Below are 19,488 nucleotides of genomic sequence, written 5' to 3' on the forward strand. Positions count from 1 at the left end.
TCGGCGGTTCGCCCGACGTCAGAGCTTCGTGACTGGCGAGTACCGCAGCAGCAGCCGCTTGGTGCCGTCCGCGCCGAAGTCGATCCGCGCGACGGAGTTCGGCCCGCTGCCCTCCAGGGACACGACGGTGCCGACGCCGTACGCGTCGTGCGTGACCTTGTCCCCCACGTCGAGCGACGGGACGTCCGCGTCCTTGCGCGGCGTGGCCGAGCCGAACGTCGCGCCGGTCCCCGTCGTCGTGCCCGCGTCCTTGGGACGGCCGATCCGGCCGCCGACGCCCTCGGACGGCGACTTCCGCTGCGGCGACCACGTGCTGCCCGACGACGCGCCGCGGGACGTCCCCGACCGTGCCGACCCGCCCCGTGCCGACCCGCCCCACGCCGACCCGCCGCGCCGCAGGTACTGCGTGGACGACTCGCGCCGCCGCCAGTCCCACAGCTCCTCGGGGACCTCCTCGAGGAACCTGCTGGGCGGGAACTCGTTCGCCATGCCCCACGCCGACCGCACGGCCGAGCGCGTGATGTACAGCCGCTGGCGCGCGCGGGTGATCCCGACGTACGCGAGCCGGCGCTCCTCGGCGAGCTCCGAGTCGTCGTGCAGGGAGCGCATGTGCGGGAACGTGCCGTCCTCCATGCCCGTGAGGAAGACGACGGGGAACTCGAGGCCCTTGGCGGTGTGCAGCGTCATGAGCGTGACGACGCCCTGGTCCTCCTTGGGCTCCTGCTCCGCCTCCCCGTCGGCCACGTCCTCGTCGGGGATCTGGTCGGCGTCGGCCACCAGGGACACGCGCTCGAGGAAGTCGGTGAGGTCGCCCTCGGGGTCCAGCTCGCTGAACTCGGCCGCGACCGCGTGCAGCTCGGCGAGGTTCTCCACGCGCGACGCGTCCTGCGGGTCGTCCGACGCGCGCAGCTCGGCGAGGTAGCCGGTGCGGTCCAGCACCGCGCCCAGGATCGTGGCGGGCGGCTCTCCGTCGTCGACCAGCGCGCGCAGGTCGCGCATCATGTCGCGGAACGCCAGGAGGGGCTTGGAGGTGCGGGTGGTCATGCCGCCGATCTCGTCGGCGCGCTCCAGCGCCGCCCCGAACGACAGCCGCTCGCGGTCGGCGAACGACGCGACGAGCGACTCGGCCTTGTCGCCCAGCCCGCGCTTGGGCACGTTGAGCACGCGGCGCAGGTTGACGTCGTCGTCCGGGTTCGCCAGCGCGCGCAGGTAGGCGATGGCGTCCTTGATCTCGCGGCGCTCGTAGAACCGCGTGCCGCCCACCACCTTGTAGGGCAGGCCGACGCGGATCAGCACCTCCTCCAGCGCCCGCGACTGGGCGTTGGTGCGGTAGAACACCGCGACGTCCCCGGGGCGCACGCCGTCGGCGTCGCCGAGCCGGTCGATCTCCTCCGCGACGAACCGCGCCTCGCCGTGCTCGTCGTCGGCCACGTAGCCGACGATCTTCTCCCCCGCGCCCGCGTCGGTCCACAGCCGCTTGGGCTTGCGGTCCGGGTTGCGCGAGATGACGGCGTTGGCGGCCGTCAGGATCGTCTGCGTGGAGCGGTAGTTCTGTTCCAGCAGGATGGTCGTGGCGTCCGGGTAGTCCTCCTCGAACTCCACGATGTTGCGGATCGTGGCGCCGCGGAACGCATAGATGGACTGGTCGGCGTCGCCCACCACCGTCAGTTCGGCCGGGTCCAGGCCGTCGACGCCGGGGCCGTCCGCGGTGGCGCCCGCGAGCTCGCGCACCAGCATGTACTGCGCATGGTTCGTGTCCTGGTACTCGTCCACCAGGATGTGCCGGAACCGGCGCCGGTAGTGCTCCGCCACGTTCGGGAACGCCTGCAGCAGGTTCACCGTGGTCATGATGATGTCGTCGAAGTCGAGCGCGCTGGCCTGCGCGAGGCGCTGCTGGTAGCGGCGGTAGACGTCGGCCAGCACGGTGTCGAACTCGGGCGCCCCGCCGTCGGCCAGCCCGCCTCCCGCAGCCCGCGCGCGCCAGCCCGCGGCGGGCGGCTCGGCGGCGTCGGCGTGATCCGCGGTGTCCGCGCCCGACTGCCGCGCGTACGTGTCCGGGTCGATCAGCTCGTTCTTCAGGTCGCTGATCTTGTGCGCCAGGGAGCGCGCCGGGTACTTCTTCGGGTCCAGGTCCAGCTCGCGCGTCACCAGCGTGATGAGGCGCTGGCTGTCCGCGGCGTCGTAGATGGAGAAGCTGGAGCGCAGGCCGAGGGTCTTGGCCTCCTTGCGCAGGATCCGCACGCACGCGGAATGGAACGTCGAGACCCACATCCGCCCGCCGGCGGGGCCCACGAGATGCTCGACCCGCTCGCGCATCTCCGCGGCGGCCTTGTTGGTGAACGTGATCGCGAGAATCTCCCCCGGCCGCGCCCGCCCCGTGGCCAGCAGGTAGGCGATGCGGTGCGTGAGCACGCGCGTCTTGCCCGACCCCGCCCCCGCCACGATGAGCAGCGGGGAGCCCGCATGCTCGACGGCGGCCCGCTGCTGGGGATTGAGCCCCTCCACCAGCGCGTCCGGGTCCAGGTGCGCGAACGCCCCTCGCGACCGCGGCCGGCCCGGCTCGCCCCCGCCGTCGTGGGCCACCGACGCCGCGTCGCGCACCCAGGCGGGCGCGCCGGACGACGGGTCTGCGGCGTCGTCGTCCCAGCGCGGGGCGACCGGCGGCAGGCGTGCGGTGTCGTCCTTCGCGGCGTGGTCGAACCCGGGCAGGGACAGGCTGTCGAACAGGGAGGTCATCGTGGACCAAGCCTAGGCTCCGGGGCCGACATCCCGGACCCGCCCGGCCGTGGCGTCCCGGGGTGGTCGGCTTGTCGACCCGCCTCGCCGGACGTCACAGCGAGCGGTGCAACCGCATCGGCGTGTGCGGGATGCCGTCCTCGAGGTACTCCGGCCCGTCCGGCGCGAAGCCGAACCGTCCGTAGAAGCCGGTCAGCGGCGACTGCGCGCCGAGCACGACGTCCGCCGACGGTGCGGCCGCGGTGGCCACGTCCAGCGCGGCCTGCATGAGGACGCCGGAGGCCCCGGTGCCGCGCACGGCGGGGTGGCACACGACGCGGCCGATGCGTTGCACGTCGCCGTCGTCGAGGACGCGGGCCGTCGCGACCACGCGGCCGCCTCGCTCCCCGTCGAGCAGCACCACGTGCCGGGTCCCGGGTTCCGCGTCCCGGCCGTCCAGGTCGGGGTACGCACACTCCTGCTCGACGACGAACACGTCCTGGCGCAGCCGCCACGCCTCGTACGCGGTCCGCACGTCCAGCTCGTCGAGGGCGGCGACGCGCACCGCCCAGCGGCCGTCGTCCCGTCGTACCGCGGCGTCCTGCGTCGTCATGGTTCCTCCGTCGTGCCGTGCTGCCGTCGGACACCCTAAGCCGCTCGCCGATGAGACCGTGCCCGTTCGGCGGTCGACCCAGGAGACCGGCCGTCCGGGCCGGACCGACGAAAGGCCCCTCATGCCCACAGCAGCGCGCGTCACCGGCGTCCTCACCGTCGCCGTACCCGTCCGCGACCAGGACGCCGCCCTCGAGTTCTACACGTCGATGCTCGGCATGGAGGTCCGCTTCGACGCGGAGCTGCAGCCAGGGTTCCGCTGGATCGACATCGCCCCCGGCGGGGGCGGCGGCGCGTCCCTCTCGCTCGTCCGCGCCGGGGACGGCCTCCCGTCGGGGGTCGACACCGGGATCCGCCTGGGCACGCGGGACGCCGGCGCGGACCACGCGGCCCTCGCGGCCGCCGGCGTCGACGTGGGTGAGCTCCTCCTCTGGGGCTCCGCCCCACCGATGTTCACCTTCCGCGACCCCGACGGGAACCTGCTCTACGTCACGGAGAACGCCGAGGGCTGAGCGGGGTCGGGCCACGTCACGTCCTGTCGCGAGCGGCGGCGCGCGGTTGTCCACAGATTGCCGGGAAGGCATAGAACAGGTGTTCGAACGTCGCTAGGCTGGGGGCATGACGACGACGCTCCCCGACTCCGCGACCGGCACCTCCGCCGGAACGCCTGCGGGTCGCGCGAGCGGGCCGGTGGGCCTGAATGCGGCGGCGGAGCGGCTCGCTGCGATGCCACGGTCGTGGACCCCGTCGATCAGCGAGCTGCTGGAGGAAGAAGCACCACCCCAGCAAGCGGCCGCGCCGCTGCAACATCCGACCCTGGCCGACCTGGACCGGGTGCTCGACCAGCTCGCCGCGAACGACGCCGAGATCGCTACCCTGCACGCCCACCGCGCGGTCCTCCTCGCCCAGGCCACGAGCCTGGCCGAGGCCCTGGAGTCCGACCTCCTGGACCCCGCCGACCCCACCGCCCGCCGGGCACCCTCCGCCCGCCGCCTCGAGCTCGCCAGACGCGCCGTCACCACCGAGATCGCCACCACCCTGCACCAGGGCGAGCACGCCACCGGCACGCTGGTCGACCACGCCGTGACGCTGGCCAGCAAGGCCCCCGCGACCCTGGCCGCCCTGCACCAGGGCCGCCTGTCCTGGGCGCACGCCACCGCCATCACCACACACCTCGCCGACCTGACCTCCGACGAGGCCGCACATGTCGAGCACACCGTCCTCGCCGCCGTCATGACAGCCGAGGTCAACCCCGACGACGCCCCCGGCACCACCGCCGGCACGGTCTCGTGCACGCCCACCCAGGTCGCCCGCCGCGCCCGCCGAGCCCGCGAGACCGCCCACCCCACCCCGCTCGACGTCCGCCACCACGAGGCCGCCCAACACCGCACCGTCTTCCTCGACGACGACCACGACGGCATGTCCTGGCTCGTCGCCCACCTCCCCGCACCCCTCGCGCACGCCGCCTACGACCGCCTCACCCGCACCGCCCGCCACCTCACCACCAACAACGACGCTGGCAACGGCGCCGGCCGCGCTGGTGGCACTGGCGGCGGAGACGGCATGGGCGGCGGCCGCACCCTCGCCCAAGCCCGCGCCGACACCCTCACCGCGCTCCTGCTGGACGACGGCACCCTCGACCACACCACCGCGCCGGGCGGGACCCATGAGACGACCCATGACACAAGGCCAGGCGACGGCCGTCCGCACGACGACCCGAGCCCCGATCCCCCAGACGAAGCGCCCGACCTGAAAAGCACTCAGTCGGCGATCGCGGCCCTGGCGCGCTCCATCCGCCCCCAGGTCACCGTCACCGTCCCCGTCCTGACCCTCCTCGGCATCACCGACGCCCCGGCCACCATGAACGGGCACATCCCCATCGACCCCGACACCGCCCAACAGCTCACCGCCCTTGCCCCGTCGCTGCGGCGGATCCTCACCCACCCCGAGACCGGCACCGTCCTGTCCGCCGGCCGCGACACCTACACCACCCCCGCCGACCTCAAGAACCTCATCCGCCACCGCGACACCACCTGCCGCTTCCCCGGCTGCACCCACCCCGCCGTCGGCAGCGACCTCGACCACACCGTCCCGTGGGCCGCCGGCGGCACCACCAACGCCAACAACCTCGCCGCGCTCTGCCGCCGACACCACGTCCTGAAACATCAAACGACATGGCAGGTCAGACAGACCGATCCGACCAAGCCCGTCGACGAAAGAACACGCCCAGAACCCACCGATTGGGGCGGCACCCTCGAATGGACCTCCCCCACCGGCCGCCGCCACACCACCCATCCGGAACCCCTCGACACCACCCGACACCGCTCCCTGCCACACGGCCACCAGCTCGAACCACCGTTCTGAGCAACCGTGATGACACGCGCCGCGCGACGGACCACCGCCACAACACGGCGCCGAGCGACCCGTCGCCCGCCCTCCTCGCCATCGACCCGCTGTCACGACGCGGCGGGGGCAGGCACGGCGAGGCAGGCACAGCGACGCAGTACCGCGGGTGAATCGTCGGCCCGTCGCGGGTGGGCTGGCGGCAGCGGTGCGATAGTCGGCTCGTGGCGGACCCCGGGGTCGTGGGGAGGTCGGAGGTGCTCGCCGCCGTCGAGCACCTCCTCGACGCGGCGGACCGGGCACCGGCGGCGCTGGCGCTCAGCGGGCCTCCCGGTATCGGCAAGACGACGGTGTGGCTCGCGGCGCTGGACCGGGCACGCGAGCGGGACGTGCTCGTCCTCGCGGCCCGGCCGACCGCTGCCGAGGTGCAGCTGGAGCACGCCGGGCTCGCCGAGGTCCTGGCGCCCCTTTCGGGGACGGCGAGACGCCTCCCTCGGGCGCAGAGACGCGCGCTCGGGGCCGCGCTCGGGGCAGAGCGCTCCGGGCCCGACGGCGGGGCTCAGCTGGTCGCGGCGGCGACGCGGACCCTCCTTCAGGAGGCAGCGTCGCGCGGCCCGGTGCTGGTCGCGGTGGACGACCTCCAGTGGCTGGACCCGTCGAGCCGCCGGGCGCTCGCGTTCGCCTGCCGGCGGGTGTCCGGAAGGGTTGCGGTCCTGACCTGCGCGCGCACCGAGGACGGCCCCGCGCCGGGCAACCACGACCCCGCGCCCGGCGACAACGGCCCCGCCCCTGGTAGTGCCCCTGATGGTGCCCCCGACGGGCGACCGGAGACCGTCGTCGAGCTGGAGCCGTCCGACCCGCGCCGGTTGGTCCGCCTCCCCCTCGGCCCGCTTCCCGACGCCGACCTGCTGGCGGTCGTCCGCGGCGTCGAGGGAGACGCGTTCGCGCCGCTCGATGCTGCCCGCCTCGTCGCCTCCGCGGGCGGGAGCCCGCTGTTCGCGCTCCAGCTCGCCGAGCACCGGCGCTCGAACGGCGCCCCCGACGGGCTGCCGCCCACCCTTCGTGCGCTCGTCGGCGCACGCCTCGCGGACCTCGCCCCGGCGACCCGCGACGCGCTCCTGACCGCTGCCTGCCTGTCCGACCCGCACCTCGACCTCCTCGGCGAGGTGCACGGGGGCCTGACCGCGGTGTCCGCGGCGCTCGCCCCCGCCGAGGACGCCGGCGTGGTCAGGCTCGACGACGGCCACGCCCGCTTCACGCACCCGCTGTTCGCCGCCGGGGTGCTCGACGGCGCCCCGCCGAGCACCCGCCGCGCGCGGCACCGCAGTCTCGCCGAGGTGGTCGCGGGACCCGAGGCGCGTGCCCGGCACCTGGCGCACGCGTCGACCGGGCCCGACCCCGCCGCCGTCGCCGCCCTCGACGCGGCCGCCGCCGGCGCGCGACGACGAGGTGCGACCACGGTGGCGGTGGAGCTGGAGGAGCTCGCGCTGGCGCTGGGCGACCGGTCGCCCGACCGTCTCGTCCGCGCGGCCGCCGACCATCTGCGGGTCGACAGCTACGGTCGCGCGCTCGGCCTCGCGACCGAAGCACTGACGACCGAAGCACCGACGACCGAAGTCCCCGCGACCGAAGTCCCCGCGACCGCCGCCGCGGACGTCGCGCGAGCCCGCGCCCTCGGCGTCGTGGGCCAGGCTCGCTTCCGCCTCGGCGACCTGGCAGGGTCGATCGCCGCCCTCGAGGAGGCGGTGCCCCTGGCGGCGACGGACCCCGGCCTGCGGGCCTCGCTCGTGGGCGACCTCGCGACAGGCCTCCTCAACGCCGGCCAGGTGGAGCGCGCCCGCGAGCGGATGATCGCGGGCGCCCCGGCAGCCGGCCCCGCCCTGCCACACAGCCCCGGCCCGCCCCGCGGCCCGGCAGACGCGGAGCTGCTCGCGGCGCGCGTCGTCTTCGACCAGCTGTCCGGCCGCGGCCTCGACGAGGAGGCGGCCCGGCTCGCCCTCGACGCCGAGGACCCCGACCGTGCCGTGCCCGCGATCCGCTGGCCCAGCGTGAACGTCGCGTCCGCCCTGTACTTCGCGGGCCGGCCCGGCGCCGCGCTCCCGCTGCTGCTGGCGGCGGAGCGCCGCTGCGTCGAGCGCGGCCAGGAGGCCGACCTCTGGTACGTGCAGTTCTACGCCGCACGCGCCGCGGTGCTGGTGGGCGAGCTCGCGACGGCCGAAGGCGCCGTCCGACGGCTCGAGGACCGCGCCCGCGGCACCGACGGCCCCGTCCTCGCCCTCATGGCGGCGACCGCCCGAGCACACCTCCTCGCGTGGACGGGCGACACCGCGGGAGCGGAGCCGCGGGCGCGGGACGCCGTCGCGCAGTTCACGGCCTACGACGCCCCGCACGTCAGCGCCCTGCCGGCATCCACGCTCGCCTCGGTCCTCCTCGCCTCGGCCGACGCCGCCGCCGTCGTGACACTCCTGCGCCCGCTGGAGCGCACGGTCGTCGCCGCCGGCTACCGCCATCCGGGGTTCGCGGGCTTCGTGCCCGACCTGGTGGACGCGCTCGTCGCGACGGGGGACACCGCCGGGGCGAGCGAGGTGCTCGACGGCTACGAGGCGGCCGGCGCGCTCCCGGGCGGGGTGTGGCTGCAGGGCGTGCTGGCGCGGGGGCGCGCGGCCGTGGCGGCGGCGACCGGCGACGTCACGACGGCCCGGCGCCTCCTGGACGAAGCCCTCGACGACTTCGCCGCCCCGGACCTCGGTTACGAGCGCGGGCGCACCCGGCTCGCTCAGGCCCGGATCGAACGCCGGGCCCGCCGACGGGCGGCCGCGGCCGATGCCGCCCGGCGCGCCGTGACCGAGCTGGATGCGGTCGGTTGTGCGCTCTGGGCCGGCGTGGCCGCGGCGGAGCGCGACCGGCTGACCGGGCCCCGCGCCGGGTCGCCGCTCACGGCGATGGAGACGCGGGTCTGTGAGCTCGCGGCCACCGGCCGCACGAACCGTGAGGTGGCGGCCGCCCTGTCGATGAGCGCGAAGACCGTCGAGGCGCACCTGTCCCGGGCGTACGCGAAGCTCGCCATCCGCTCCCGCGCGGAGCTCGGGGCGCGGATGGCGCGGATGGCGCCGCCGGGAGGCAAGGGAGTCGCCTGATGCGCGCCCGCCGCCGAGGGCTGCACGCTCGGGTGGCGGGGGCGGAGGGAGGCGGCCATGTCCTGGACCATCGAGCTCTCCCCGCCCGACGACGCCCCTCCCTCTTCCCCCGCCCCGGCGAGCGCCCGGCCCCGAGCCCCGGGCGGCGTCACTGCGCTGGTCTGCGGGGCGCTGGTGTGCGGGGCCCTGGCAGGCGCGGCGGCACTCACCGTCGTCGACCATGCGGGGGCCGGAGCGTCGGGCGATGCGGCGACGCTCGAGAGCCACGATCCCGGACGGTCCGCCCCCGTCCCTGCGCAGCGGATCGGGCGTGGCGACTTCGGCACGCCGCCGGCGGCAGGTCGCTGAGCGGCCGGGTCGGGGCGGGTCGGGTCCAGGGCGGGCCAGGTCGGTTCAGACCAGGTTGGGTCAGGTCAGGTCAGGTCAGGACGAGCCCGACCACCCACACGACGGTGGCGACCAGGCCGCCCGCGAGCTGCACGCCGATGGTGATCAGGGTGGCCTTGAGCGCAGCGCGGGTGGCGGTCCAGGCGACGGCGGCGTCGCGCCGGCGGGCCAGCTCGACGAGGAAGACCGCGGCGGCGAAGAAGAGGAAGAGCCCGACCACGGGGACCACGAAGAACCCGACGACCCCCGCGAGCCCGGCGACGGCGAGCGTGCCCCACGGCACCTCCGCGCGGCGCATGTGGCGGCCGGCCAGCAGCCACTGCCCGGTCTCGGCGAGCAGGACCGCCACCGCGGCGACGGCGAAGCACACCCACGCCGTCGTGCCGCCCGTGACCCACGCCCACACGAGGATGCTCCCCAGCACGAGCACGTTGCCGGGGAGCACCTGGACGACGATGCCGACCAGGCCGACGGCGATCGCCAGCCCGACCAGCACCTCCCCCAGGACGCTCATCGCGGGGACACGAGGGCGGAGGTCACCAGAAGACGGCGACCAGGATGTTGACCAGCGTCAGTGCGCCGATCGAGTGCTTCAGCGCCGGGCTGACGGCACCCGTGCCGTTGTCGCCCTTGGCGCCCTGGCGCTTGGCGAGGAAGGCGAGCACGGCGATGATCAGCGCGATCACGAGCTTGACGCCGATCTTGGCCATGCTCGGGCCGCCGTCCGCCCAGAGGTCGCCCATCTCGGCGACACCGACCATGACGACGCCCGCGACGAGGGCCGTCGCGGCGCCGTGGAAGACCCCGCGGTAGAGGCCGGGGCTCTTCATCGACGCGATGTAGCCGCCGAGGACGATCGCCCAGCCCACGAAGTGGAGCGCGACAAAGACGTGGTAGAGAAACTCCATGCCGTCACCCTATCCGCGCGCGGACAGGGATCTGACGCCGGTGTCCGCAACCGGTCACATGTCACACCCGGGCACCGCCCGACGGCGCCTCGCGCGACCGTCCCGGAACGCCGTCCCACAATGTGGTCCCACGATGTGGAACAGCTCTCGCGCTCCCTGTCCCCGACCGGTTACCGTCGTCGCCATGACCACGGCCGCGCACCGCCTCCTCGTGACGACGCGTCACGAGATGCCGGCGTGCGTGCGTCGCAGCATGCGCAGCTGTCTGTGCTGCTGTCGCTGATCGCGCCCTACCTCAGCCCCGCCGCCACCCCGCGGCTCCTGAGCACCGGCGCGCGCCGTCGGTCCTCGGCCCACCCCTGCTGAGTCGCTCGTCGTCGCGCGTCCCCGCCCCCCGAGGACCGAGGAACTCCCCCAGATGACGACGCAGACCACCGCCCCCGCACCCTCCGCCACCAGCGAGAACGCCGCCACGCCCCGAGAGACCGCCGCCCGCGTGCGTCCGCCGCGCGCCACCCGCCCGAACGGGCAGTGGAAGGTGGACGGCACCGAGCCGCTCAACCACAACGAGGTGTTCAAGCAGGAGGCGGCGCCGCTCGGGGTCCGCGAGCGCATCGAGACGATCTACGCGCGCGACGGCTTCGACTCCATCGCCGACGACGACCTGCACGGTCGCTTCCGCTGGTGGGGCCTGTACACGCAGCGCAAGCCCGGGATCGACGGCGGCCGCACCGCCACGCTCGAGCCGCACGAGCTGGAGGACCGCTACTTCATGCTGCGCGTCCGGTCGGACGGGCAGCTGCTCGACCCGGCGGCGCTGCGGGTACTGGGGGGCATCTCCGCGGACTTCGGGCGGGGCTCGGCGGACATCACCGACCGGCAGAACATCCAGTACCACTGGATCGAGATCGAGAGCATGCCGGAGATCTGGCGCCGGTTGGACACGGTGGGCCTGGAGACGACGACGGCGTGCGGCGACTCTCCCCGCGGCTTCCTCGGCAGCCCGGTGGCGGGCGTCGCGGCGGACGAGATCATCGACCCGACCCCGGTGATCCACGAGATCAAGCGGCGCTACATCGGTGACCCGGAGCTGGCGAACCTGCCCCGCAAGTTCAAGACGGCGATCACCGGGCACCCGAGCCTCGACGTCGTGCACGAGATCAACGACATCTCGCTGGTCGGCGTGGTGCACCCCGAGCTCGGCCCGGGCTACGACCTGTGGGTGGGCGGGGCGCTGTCGACGACGCCGCGGCTCGGCGAGCGGCTCGGCGTCTTCGTCACGCAGGAGCAGGCTCCCGACGTCTGGCACGGCGTCATCCGCATCTTCCGCGACTACGGCTACCGGCGGCTGCGCAACAAGGCCCGCCTGAAGTTCCTGCTCGCGGACTGGGGCACCGCGAAGTTCCGCGAGGTGCTGGAGACCGAGTACCTCGGGTACGCGCTGCCCGACGGCCCGGCCCCCGCGCCGGCCACCCGCCCCGGCGACCACGTCGGCGTGCACGCGCAGAAGGACGGCCGGTTCTACGTGGGCGCGGCGCCCGTCGTCGGGCGGGTGGGCGGCAACACGCTCACCGGGCTCGCGGACCTGGTCGAGCGGGTCGGCGCGGACGGGGCGCGGCTCACCGCGCACCAGAAGGTCGTGATCCTCGGCGTCCCGGCCGACCGCGTGGACGAGCTCGTCGCGGGCCTGGAGCCGCTGGGCCTCACCGCCCGCCCGAGCCTCTTCCGCCGCTCGACGATCGCCTGCACGGGCATCGAGTTCTGCAAGCTCGCGATCGTCGACACCAAGGACACCGCGGCCCGCGTGATCGGCGAGCTGGAGGACCGGCTCGGCGACGTCACCGCCCGCCTCGAGCGGCCCATCGAGCTCAACGTCAACGGCTGCCCCAACTCGTGCGCCCGGATCCAGACCGCCGACATCGGGCTCAAGGGCCAGATCATCACCGTCGACGGCGAGCAGATGCCTGGCTTCCAGGTGCACCTGGGCGGCGGCCTCGTGGGCGCCGGCCGCGACGCCGGGGAGCTGGGCCGCACGGTGCGCGGCCTCAAGGTCCCGGCGGCGGAGGTCGGTGACTACGTGGAGCGCGTCGTGCGGCGGTACGACGCCGAGCACACCGGCGACGAGACGTTCGCGCAGTGGGCGCACCGGGCCGACGAGGAGGCCTTGCGGTGACCGCCGTCGAGGAGTCCGCCGCGGTGACGCTGCTCGCCTCGCCGGCGGGCGGCGGCCGCCTCGCCGAGGTCCGGGCCCGGGCCCGGGCGCGCGAGACGTCGCGGGAGGCCCGGCAGCACGCCCGCGCGGCGCGGCACCGCCGCTCCCCCGAGGAGCTGCGGCACGTCGTCGAGCGCGGGCGGGCCCAGCTCCACGCCGACGGCGACCGTCCCGAGGCGACGGCCGCGGAGGTCGTCGCGTGGGCGGTGCGGGAGTTCGGCCCGTACCTCGCCGTCGCCTCCTCGATGCAGGACCTCGTGCTGGCGCACCTGGTGTCCCGGCAGCTGCCGTTCGTCGACGTCCTGTTCGGCGACACCGGCTACCACTTCGCGGAGACGCTCGGCACGCGCGGCGCCGTCGAGATCGAGATGGACGTCGACGTCGTGGACGTGCGCCCCGAGCTCACCGTCGCGCAGCAGGACGCCGCGCACGGCCCTCGCCTGCACGACCGCGACCCCGAGGCCTGCTGCGCGATGCGCAAGGTCGCCCCCATGCGGCAGGCGCTGCAGGGCTACGAGGCATGGGCCACCGGCGTGCGTCGCGGCGAGACCGCGGCCCGCGCGAACGCGCCGCTCGTCGCCTGGGACGAGAAGAACGGCGTCGTGAAGATCAACCCCCTCGCGGCCTGGACCGACGAGGACGTCGAGGAGTACGCGCGGGAGCACGGCGTCGTCGTCAACCCCCTGCTCAGCGACGGCTACCCGTCGGTGGGCTGCGAGCCCTGCACCCAGCGCGTGGAGGCCGGGCAGGACGCCCGTGCCGGGCGCTGGGCCGGCCGCGACAAGACCGAGTGCGGGCTGCACGTATGAAGAGGAAGGTGGCCCCCGTGCACGACACGTACCCCCTGGGCCTGCGCGTCGCCGGCCGGCTCGTCATCGTGGTGGGCGGTGGACCCGTGGCCCTGCGCCGCGTGCGCGGCCTGCTCGCCGCGGGCGCCCGCGTGCGCGTGATCGCGCCCGATGTCGTCCCCGACCTGGCGGCGCTCGTCGCCGCGGGCGCGATCGAGCGGGTCACGCGCGGGTACTGCGACGGCGACCTCGACGGCGCGTGGCTCGTGCACACGGCCACCGGCGACCCCGAGGTCGACGCCCGCGTGGCCGGCGACGCCGAGCTGCTGCGCACCTTCTGCGTCACCGCCGGGGACGCCGGCCTCGGCAGCGCCTGGGTGCCTGCGGTGGCCCGCACTCCCGTCACCGACGCCGCCGGCCGGCCGGCGGGCGACCTCACCGTCGCCGTCACGGCGGCGCGCGACCCGCGGCGCGCCGTGCGGGTGCGCGACGCCGTCGTCGCCGGGCTCGACGACGGCAGCCTGCCCCTGCGCGCGGTGCGGCCCGCCGGCGACCCGGACCCCACCGACCCCGCCGCCGACGGCGCTCCCCCGCGGCGCGGGCGCGTCGCCCTCGTGGGCGGCGGGCCCGGCGCGGCCGGCCTGGTCACGGTACGCGGCCGTCGCCTGCTCGCGACCGCGGACGTCGTCGTCGTGGACCGCCTCGCCCCGCGGTCCCTCCTCGCCGGCCTGGGCGACGACGTCGAGGTGGTCGACGTTGGCAAGACGCCCGGCCACCACCCCGTGCCGCAGGAGGAGATCTCCGCCCTGCTGGTGCGCCACGCCCTGGCCGGACGGGACGTGGTGCGCCTCAAGGGCGGCGACCCGTACGTCTTCGGCCGCGGCGGCGAGGAGCTGGACGAGTGCCTCGCGGCGGGCGTCGAGGTGGAGGTCGTGCCCGGGGTCACCTCCGCGGTGTCCGTCCCCGCCGCCGCCGGCATCCCCGTCACCCACCGCGGCCTGGCGCGCGGGTTCAGCGTGCTCACCGGGCACGACGACGTCGGGCAGGTGCCCGGCGGCACCGACCACACCGTCGTGCTGCTCATGGGCGTCACCCGGCTCGCCGAGACCGCCCGCGCGCTCGTCGCGGCCGGACGGCCCGCGGCCACGCCGGTCGCCGTGGTGGAGGACGGGTTCGGCCCGCGCCAGCGGACCACGGTGGGCACGCTCGCGGACATCGCGGACCGGGCGCGCGCCGTCGGCGTGCAGGCGCCCGCGGTGACCGTCGTCGGCGACGTCGTGCGCCGCAGCCCCGCGTGGGCGGGGCCGACCTCGGCTCACGCCGGGGCCCGGCCCGCGGTGAGGTCGTCGTGACGGCGGTTCACGCGGACGAAACGGCGCCGGTCGGTGCCGGTCGTAGGGTCGCGCGCATGACCGCTCCCGCGCTCCTTGCCGTCTCGCACGGGACGGCGTCCGCCACCGGCGCGGGCGCCGTCGCGACCCTGGTCGACGCGGTCGCCGCGCGCGTGCCCGACGTCCCCGTGCACGCGGGCTTCGTCGACGTGCAGCAGCCGGACGTGCCCACCTGCCTCGCGGGGCTGCGGGAGCACCCGGCCGTCGCGTCCACGGTCGTCGTGCCGCTGCTCCTGTCCGCCGGGTACCACGTGCACGTGGACCTGCGCGAGGACGTCGACGCCGCCGTGGCGGGCGGCGGCGACGTGGCCCTCGGCGGCGCGCTCGGCCCGGACGACCGGCTCGTCGACGTGCTGGTGCGACGCCTGGACGAGGCCGGCCTGCGCCCCGACGACACGGTGGTGCTGGCCGCCGCCGGGTCCAGCGACCCGCGCGCCGTCGCCGACTGCGAGACCACCGCGGGCCGGCTCGCGGCGCGGGTCGGCAGGCCCGTCACCGTCGGGTACATCGCGAACGCGACCCCGCGGGTGCACGAGGTGGTCGCCGCCGCCCGGGCGGAGCGCCCGGGGCGCCGCGTCGTCGTCGCCACCTACCTGCTCGCGCCGGGGTTCTTCGCCGACCTCGCCGCACGGGCGGGCGGCGACGTCACGACCGCGCCGCTGCTGGTCGCGGGCGCCGAGGCGCCCGACGAGCTGGTCGAGGTCGTGGCCGAGCGCTACGGTGCCGTGGTCAGAGCAGGCGGCGCGCCGCGGCCCACCGCGTGAGCTCGTAGCGGCTGGACAGCTGCAGCTTGCGCAGCACGGCGGACACGTGGGTCTCGACCGTCTTGATGGAGATGAACAGCTCGCTCGCCACCTCGCGGTAGGAGTACCCGCGCGCGATGAGGCGCATGACCTCCTGCTCGCGCTTGGACAGCCGGTCCAGCTCGTCGTCGGCCACCGCGACGTCGCCCGCCGCCGTGCCGAACGCGTCGAGCACGAAGCCCGCCAGCCGCGGCGAGAACACCGCGTCGCCGCCCGCGACCCGCACCACCGCGCCGGACAGGTCGGACGCCGAGATGTTCTTCGTGACGTAGCCGCGCGCCCCGGCGCGGATGACGGCCACCACGTCCTCGGCCGCGTCGGACACGGACAGCGCGAGGAACTTCGTCCCGCCCAGCAGGTCGGCGCACCTCCGCACGACCTCGGCCCCGCCCCCGCCGTTGCCTCCCGGCAGGTGCACGTCGAGCAGCACCACCGGGGGCCGCAGCTCGTGCACGACGGCGACCGCCTGGTCGACGTCGGCCGCCTCGCCGACCACGTCCACGCGCCCGTCCAGGCTGGCGCGCACCCCCGTGCGGAACATGTGGTGGTCGTCGACGAGGACCACCGGCACGGGCCGGTTCGGCTGCTCGGGGGCGTCGGGCGTCGTGGTCACGTGCGTGCTCCTTCGTCGATGGGCCTGCTGCTGTCGTTCGTCGGGGACCTCGGCATCCGCAGCCGCACCTCGGTGCCCCAGCCCGGGCGGCTCGTCACGTCGGCGGTGCCGCCGCGCCGGTGCACGCGGCCCAGGATCGACTCGCGCACGCCGAACCGGTCGGGGGCGATGTCGTCCATCTCGAAGCCGTCGCCGCGGTCGCGGACGAACACCTCGACCGCCGCGTCGGTCACCTCGAGGTACACCGTCACGGGCGGGCGGCCGTGCGCGACGGCGTTGACCAGCGCCTCGCGGGACGCCTGCAGCAACGCCGACGTCTCCTCCGTGGGGACGCAGTCGCCCACCATCACGGACTCGATCTCGACGGCGCGGCCGTCCTCGACCTCGGCCACCAGCGCCCGCAGCTCGGCCGCGAGCGACGTGCCGGGGGCCGTGCGGTCGGTGTAGAGCCACTCGCGCAGCTCGCGCTCCTGGGCGCGGGCCATGCGCGCCACGGCCTCCGGGTCGTCCGCGCGCGAACGGATCAGCGCGAGCGTCTGCAGCACCGAGTCGTGCAGGTGGGCGGCGATGTCCGCGCGCTCCGCCTCCCGGGCGCGGGCCGCCCGCTCGTCGCCCAGCTCGCGCACCAGGCGCAGCCACCACGGCGCCAGCATCAGGGCCGCGCCCGCCAGCACCGCCAGCGACGCCGCACCCGCCTGGAGCAGCACCGGCACCGGGGCGTCCTGGCCGATGAGGAGCAGCACGCCGACCATGACGAGGACGACGCCGCCGACCAGGCGCAGCACGAGCGTCGAGCGGCTGGTGGCGCCGCCGTCGCCCGAGCGGCGACCGCGCTGCGCGGCGTCGAGCTGGCTCCACGCGAGCGCGAGGCCGCCGACGGCGACCAGCGCGGGCAGCACCCACGACGCCCCGACGTCCCAGCCCGCGCGGACCGCGACCAGGATGAACGCGCCCGCGATGAGGGCGGCGCCGATGAGGACGTCGCGCACGGGCAGCGCCGCCACCGGGCCCTGCAGCCGCAGCCGCGGCGCCAGGCGCTGCAGCGCCGTGGGGGCGGCCGCCGCGGCCGCCTGCCGCGGGTCGCCCGACGGGACCGTCACCCACCAGAACACGTACGCGACCGCGCCCGCCCCGCCCGCGAAGGCGAGGAGCACGAACGCGAGCCGCACCAGCAGGACCGACAGGCCCAGGTGCGCGGCGAGGCCCGCGGCGACACCACCGAGGATCCGGCCCTGCGGGGGCCGGCGCAGCGGGAGGCGCGGGGGTCGGGGGGTGCTCACGCTCCCGATCCTGGCACGTCGGGGGCGTCCCCGGCCGCGGGATCCCGAGGTTTCAGGGTGGCCGACCCCGGTGTTTCAGGGTCGCGTCAGGGCAGCACCCGATGCCGCGGCGCCGCCGCGCTCGTCAGGATGGAGCCATGAGCACCGACGACCTCCCCCAGCCGCCCGGGTCGCAGCCCGGCACCGGCGGCACCACCGCCGCGGGCGGCCCCGTGCCGCCCCGCCGCACCGGCGACGGCTTCTTCGACTCCATCCGCCGCCTCGGGATCACCCGGTCCGACAACCGGTGGGTCGGCGGCGTCGCGGGCGGGGTCGCCGAGCGGTTCGGGCTCGACCCCCTGCTGGTGCGCGGCCTGCTGATCCTCAGCTTCTTCCTCACCGGCGCCGGCATCGTCGTCTACGCGATCGCGTGGGCGCTGCTGCCGGAGCGCGACGGCCGCATCCACCTGCAGCAGGCGTTCCGCGGCGACTTCGACGTCGCCCTGCTCGGCGCCGTCGTCGCGCTGATCGTCGGGTTCGCGTTGGACGACGGCCTCGGCTGGTGGGGCTTCGGCGTCGAGTGGATCCGCGGCGTCCTGTGGGTGGCCGTCTGGGTCGGGATCGTCTGGCTGATCGTCAAGCTGGTCCGCGACCGCAAGCCGCGGTCCGGCGGCCCCACCGTGGCGCCCACCCCGCCGTACCCCGCCACGCCCTCCCCCGCCACGCCCTCCCCCGCCACGTCCTACCCCGGCACGCCGGGCTCCGCGCCCTCCCCCGGCAGCCCCGCCGGCCCCGCCGCGGACGTGCCCACGGACTCGTTCACGCCGGCGCCGCCCGCGCCGTACCTGGCCGCGCCCGCGGCGCCGCAACCGACCCCGCCGTCCACCGGCACCTGGTCCGCGGCGCCCGCCCCGGCGCCGCTCCCCGCCCCCGCCCCGCTCGCGCCCCCGGCTCCCCCGCGGCCGCCGCGTCCGCCGCGCCGCGGCCCCGGAGCGGGCGCCGTCGGCATCGTCGTCGGGATCGTCCTGCTGGTCGGCGCGCTCCTGCTCGTCGCCGACCGCGTGGGCGACCTCGGCGTCCCCCTGGGCGCCACGTGGCTGGGCACCTCGATCGTGGTCCTCGGTCTCGGCCTCGTCGTGACCGGGCTGCGCGGACGCCGCGGCGGCACGCTGACCTTCCTCGCGATCCTCGCCCTGATCGCCGGCGTCATCACCTGGCCGTTCGCCGGGGGCCGCGACTCCTGGGACTTCTGGGACGCCGGCCCGCAGGACAGCGGCGCCGTCGTCAGCGACGGCACCCTGACCCCCCGCACCGTGGCCGAGGCCGAGGAGGGCATGCACGTGCGCTTCGGCAGCGCGGTCGTCGACCTCACCGCGCTGGACCTCGGCGACGTCACCCCGGGCGACCCCGTCGTCGTACCGATCTCCATGACCGCGGGCAGCGCGCAGGTGCTGATCCCCGACGACCAGGCCGTCGCGGCCGACGTCGAGGTCATCGCCGGCAGCGCCACCTGGCGCGTCGACGGGCAGGACAACTCCGTGAACACGTACACCAACGGCCCGGCGCACTTCAGCAGCGACGAGGTCGCCGGCGCCGACGGCGCCCGCCTCCTGCTCGACGTCGACGTCCGCGCCGGCGACCTGACCATCGAGGAGTCCCGATGAGCGACGACAAGCCCACGACCCCCGTCCCCGAGCCTGAGGACCGCGGCGACGAGACGCAGGCCCTGCCCGCCACGGACGAGACGCAGGCCCTGCCCGCCACGGACGAGACGCAGGCCCTGCCCGCAGCGGACGAGACCCGCGCGCTGCCCGTGGCCGGCGACCAGGACCCGCTGTCGATCTTCGACCAGCCCGACCGGCCGACGTACGAGCAGCCCGCGTACGACCAGCCCGCCTACGGGCAACCTGTCTACGGGCAACCTGGCTACGCACAGCCTGCCCACGACGAGCCCGCCGCAGCTGCGGCCGCCCCGGAGCCTGTCGCGGGCACGGCGGCGTACGGGACGGCCACCTCCTCCGACGACCGCCACGTGCCGGCCCCGGGCCCGCGGGCCAGCACGATCGTGTGGGGGTTCCTCGTGGTGGCGTTCGGCGTCGGCCTGGTCGCCAACGGCGCGGGCATGCACATCGACGTCGAGCTGGCCGCCATCGTGCTGCTCGCCGCGGCGGGAGTGCTGCTCGTCATCGGCTCCGTGGTGAGCGCGGTGCGGCGCCGGCGTCGCACGACGGCCCGCTGACGCACGGTCGCGACACGCCCCGCACGACGACGCGGCGGTGACCCCTCAGGATCACCGCCGCGTCGTCGTGCTGATACCGGC

At 75.8% G+C, this 19,488-nt stretch carries 17 protein-coding genes; 11 read left to right on the forward strand and 6 right to left on the reverse strand.

The window, feature by feature from the left end; all coding sequences use genetic code 11:
- Positions 1-18: 18 nt before the first annotated feature.
- Both ACFWDO_RS01665 and ACFWDO_RS01670 read right to left on the reverse strand, forming a co-directional pair.
- Positions 19-2,736 carry a UvrD-helicase domain-containing protein gene (locus tag ACFWDO_RS01665; protein WP_380320424.1) on the reverse strand — a complete coding sequence of 906 codons (2,718 nt, stop codon included), beginning with the start codon at positions 2,734-2,736 and terminating at the stop codon, positions 19-21.
- 94 nt (positions 2,737-2,830) lie between these two features.
- On the reverse strand, positions 2,831-3,328 hold the full coding sequence (locus ACFWDO_RS01670) for a GNAT family N-acetyltransferase (protein ID WP_380320421.1): 498 nt from the start codon (positions 3,326-3,328) through the stop codon (positions 2,831-2,833).
- A 121-nt stretch (positions 3,329-3,449) separates the two neighbouring features.
- On the opposite strand from ACFWDO_RS01670, the gene ACFWDO_RS01675 reads away from it, so the two are divergent.
- From ACFWDO_RS01675 to ACFWDO_RS01690, 4 genes are all read left to right on the forward strand, one after another.
- A complete protein-coding gene (locus ACFWDO_RS01675; RefSeq protein ID WP_380320418.1) occupies positions 3,450-3,839 on the forward strand; it encodes a VOC family protein in 390 nt (129 codons plus the stop codon).
- Between the two features lie 106 nt (positions 3,840-3,945).
- On the forward strand, positions 3,946-5,691 hold the full coding sequence (locus tag ACFWDO_RS01680; protein WP_380346767.1) for a DUF222 domain-containing protein: 1,746 nt from the start codon (positions 3,946-3,948) through the stop codon (positions 5,689-5,691).
- Between the two features lie 203 nt (positions 5,692-5,894).
- Complete coding sequence (locus tag ACFWDO_RS01685) at positions 5,895-8,807, forward strand: AAA family ATPase (protein WP_380323732.1); 2,913 nt, start codon at positions 5,895-5,897, stop codon at positions 8,805-8,807.
- A gap of 57 nt (positions 8,808-8,864) precedes the next feature.
- Complete coding sequence (locus tag ACFWDO_RS01690; RefSeq protein WP_380323729.1) at positions 8,865-9,155, forward strand: hypothetical protein; 291 nt, start codon at positions 8,865-8,867, stop codon at positions 9,153-9,155.
- A gap of 70 nt (positions 9,156-9,225) precedes the next feature.
- Here the strand turns inward: ACFWDO_RS01690 and ACFWDO_RS01695 are convergent, their stop codons facing one another.
- Positions 9,226-9,708, reverse strand: a complete 483-nt coding sequence (locus ACFWDO_RS01695) for a DUF456 domain-containing protein (RefSeq protein WP_380323726.1) — start codon at positions 9,706-9,708, stop codon at positions 9,226-9,228.
- A 22-nt stretch (positions 9,709-9,730) separates the two neighbouring features.
- The gene (locus ACFWDO_RS01700) at positions 9,731-10,102 is read right to left on the reverse strand and encodes a hypothetical protein (protein WP_380323723.1); all 372 of its coding nucleotides are present in this window, start codon (positions 10,100-10,102) and stop codon (positions 9,731-9,733) included.
- Positions 10,103-10,339: 237 nt separating this feature from the next.
- On the opposite strand from ACFWDO_RS01700, the gene ACFWDO_RS01705 reads away from it, so the two are divergent.
- The 5 genes from ACFWDO_RS01705 to ACFWDO_RS01725 are packed head-to-tail and all read left to right on the forward strand — an operon-like array spanning position 10,340 to position 15,257.
- On the forward strand, positions 10,340-10,468 hold the full coding sequence (locus tag ACFWDO_RS01705; RefSeq protein ID WP_380346769.1) for a hypothetical protein: 129 nt from the start codon (positions 10,340-10,342) through the stop codon (positions 10,466-10,468).
- Between the two features lie 52 nt (positions 10,469-10,520).
- Positions 10,521-12,275, forward strand: a complete 1,755-nt coding sequence (locus ACFWDO_RS01710) for a nitrite/sulfite reductase (protein ID WP_380323720.1) — start codon at positions 10,521-10,523, stop codon at positions 12,273-12,275.
- The gene (locus ACFWDO_RS01715; protein ID WP_380323717.1) at positions 12,272-13,123 is read left to right on the forward strand and encodes a phosphoadenylyl-sulfate reductase; all 852 of its coding nucleotides are present in this window, start codon (positions 12,272-12,274) and stop codon (positions 13,121-13,123) included. Before ACFWDO_RS01710 ends, ACFWDO_RS01715 begins: the two co-directional genes overlap by 4 nt.
- Positions 13,124-13,140: 17 nt before the next feature.
- Positions 13,141-14,454 (forward strand): uroporphyrinogen-III C-methyltransferase, encoded by a 1,314-nt coding sequence (gene cobA, locus ACFWDO_RS01720; protein WP_380323714.1) that lies wholly within the window; start codon positions 13,141-13,143, stop codon positions 14,452-14,454.
- 56 nt (positions 14,455-14,510) lie between these two features.
- Positions 14,511-15,257, forward strand: a complete 747-nt coding sequence (locus tag ACFWDO_RS01725; protein WP_380323711.1) for a sirohydrochlorin chelatase — start codon at positions 14,511-14,513, stop codon at positions 15,255-15,257.
- On the opposite strand, the gene ACFWDO_RS01730 is transcribed toward ACFWDO_RS01725, so the two are convergent.
- Positions 15,223-15,909 carry a LuxR C-terminal-related transcriptional regulator gene (locus ACFWDO_RS01730; RefSeq protein ID WP_380323708.1) on the reverse strand — a complete coding sequence of 229 codons (687 nt, stop codon included), beginning with the start codon at positions 15,907-15,909 and terminating at the stop codon, positions 15,223-15,225. The genes ACFWDO_RS01725 and ACFWDO_RS01730 overlap by 35 nt on opposite strands.
- Positions 15,906-17,189 (reverse strand): PspC domain-containing protein, encoded by a 1,284-nt coding sequence (locus ACFWDO_RS01735; RefSeq protein ID WP_380323705.1) that lies wholly within the window; start codon positions 17,187-17,189, stop codon positions 15,906-15,908. The genes ACFWDO_RS01730 and ACFWDO_RS01735 overlap by 4 nt, the downstream gene beginning before the upstream one ends.
- A gap of 137 nt (positions 17,190-17,326) precedes the next feature.
- Here ACFWDO_RS01735 and ACFWDO_RS01740 point away from each other — a divergent pair, with 137 nt between their 5' ends.
- Both ACFWDO_RS01740 and ACFWDO_RS01745 read left to right on the forward strand, forming a co-directional pair.
- The gene (locus ACFWDO_RS01740; RefSeq protein ID WP_380323702.1) at positions 17,327-18,832 is read left to right on the forward strand and encodes a PspC domain-containing protein; all 1,506 of its coding nucleotides are present in this window, start codon (positions 17,327-17,329) and stop codon (positions 18,830-18,832) included.
- A complete protein-coding gene (locus ACFWDO_RS01745) occupies positions 18,829-19,407 on the forward strand; it encodes a hypothetical protein (RefSeq protein WP_380323699.1) in 579 nt (192 codons plus the stop codon). The genes ACFWDO_RS01740 and ACFWDO_RS01745 overlap by 4 nt, the downstream gene beginning before the upstream one ends.
- The last annotated feature ends 81 nt before the right edge of the window (positions 19,408-19,488 follow it).

The sequence above is a fragment of the Isoptericola sp. NPDC060185 genome, from assembly GCF_042728595.1.
Taxonomy (GTDB): domain Bacteria; phylum Actinomycetota; class Actinomycetes; order Actinomycetales; family Cellulomonadaceae; genus Isoptericola.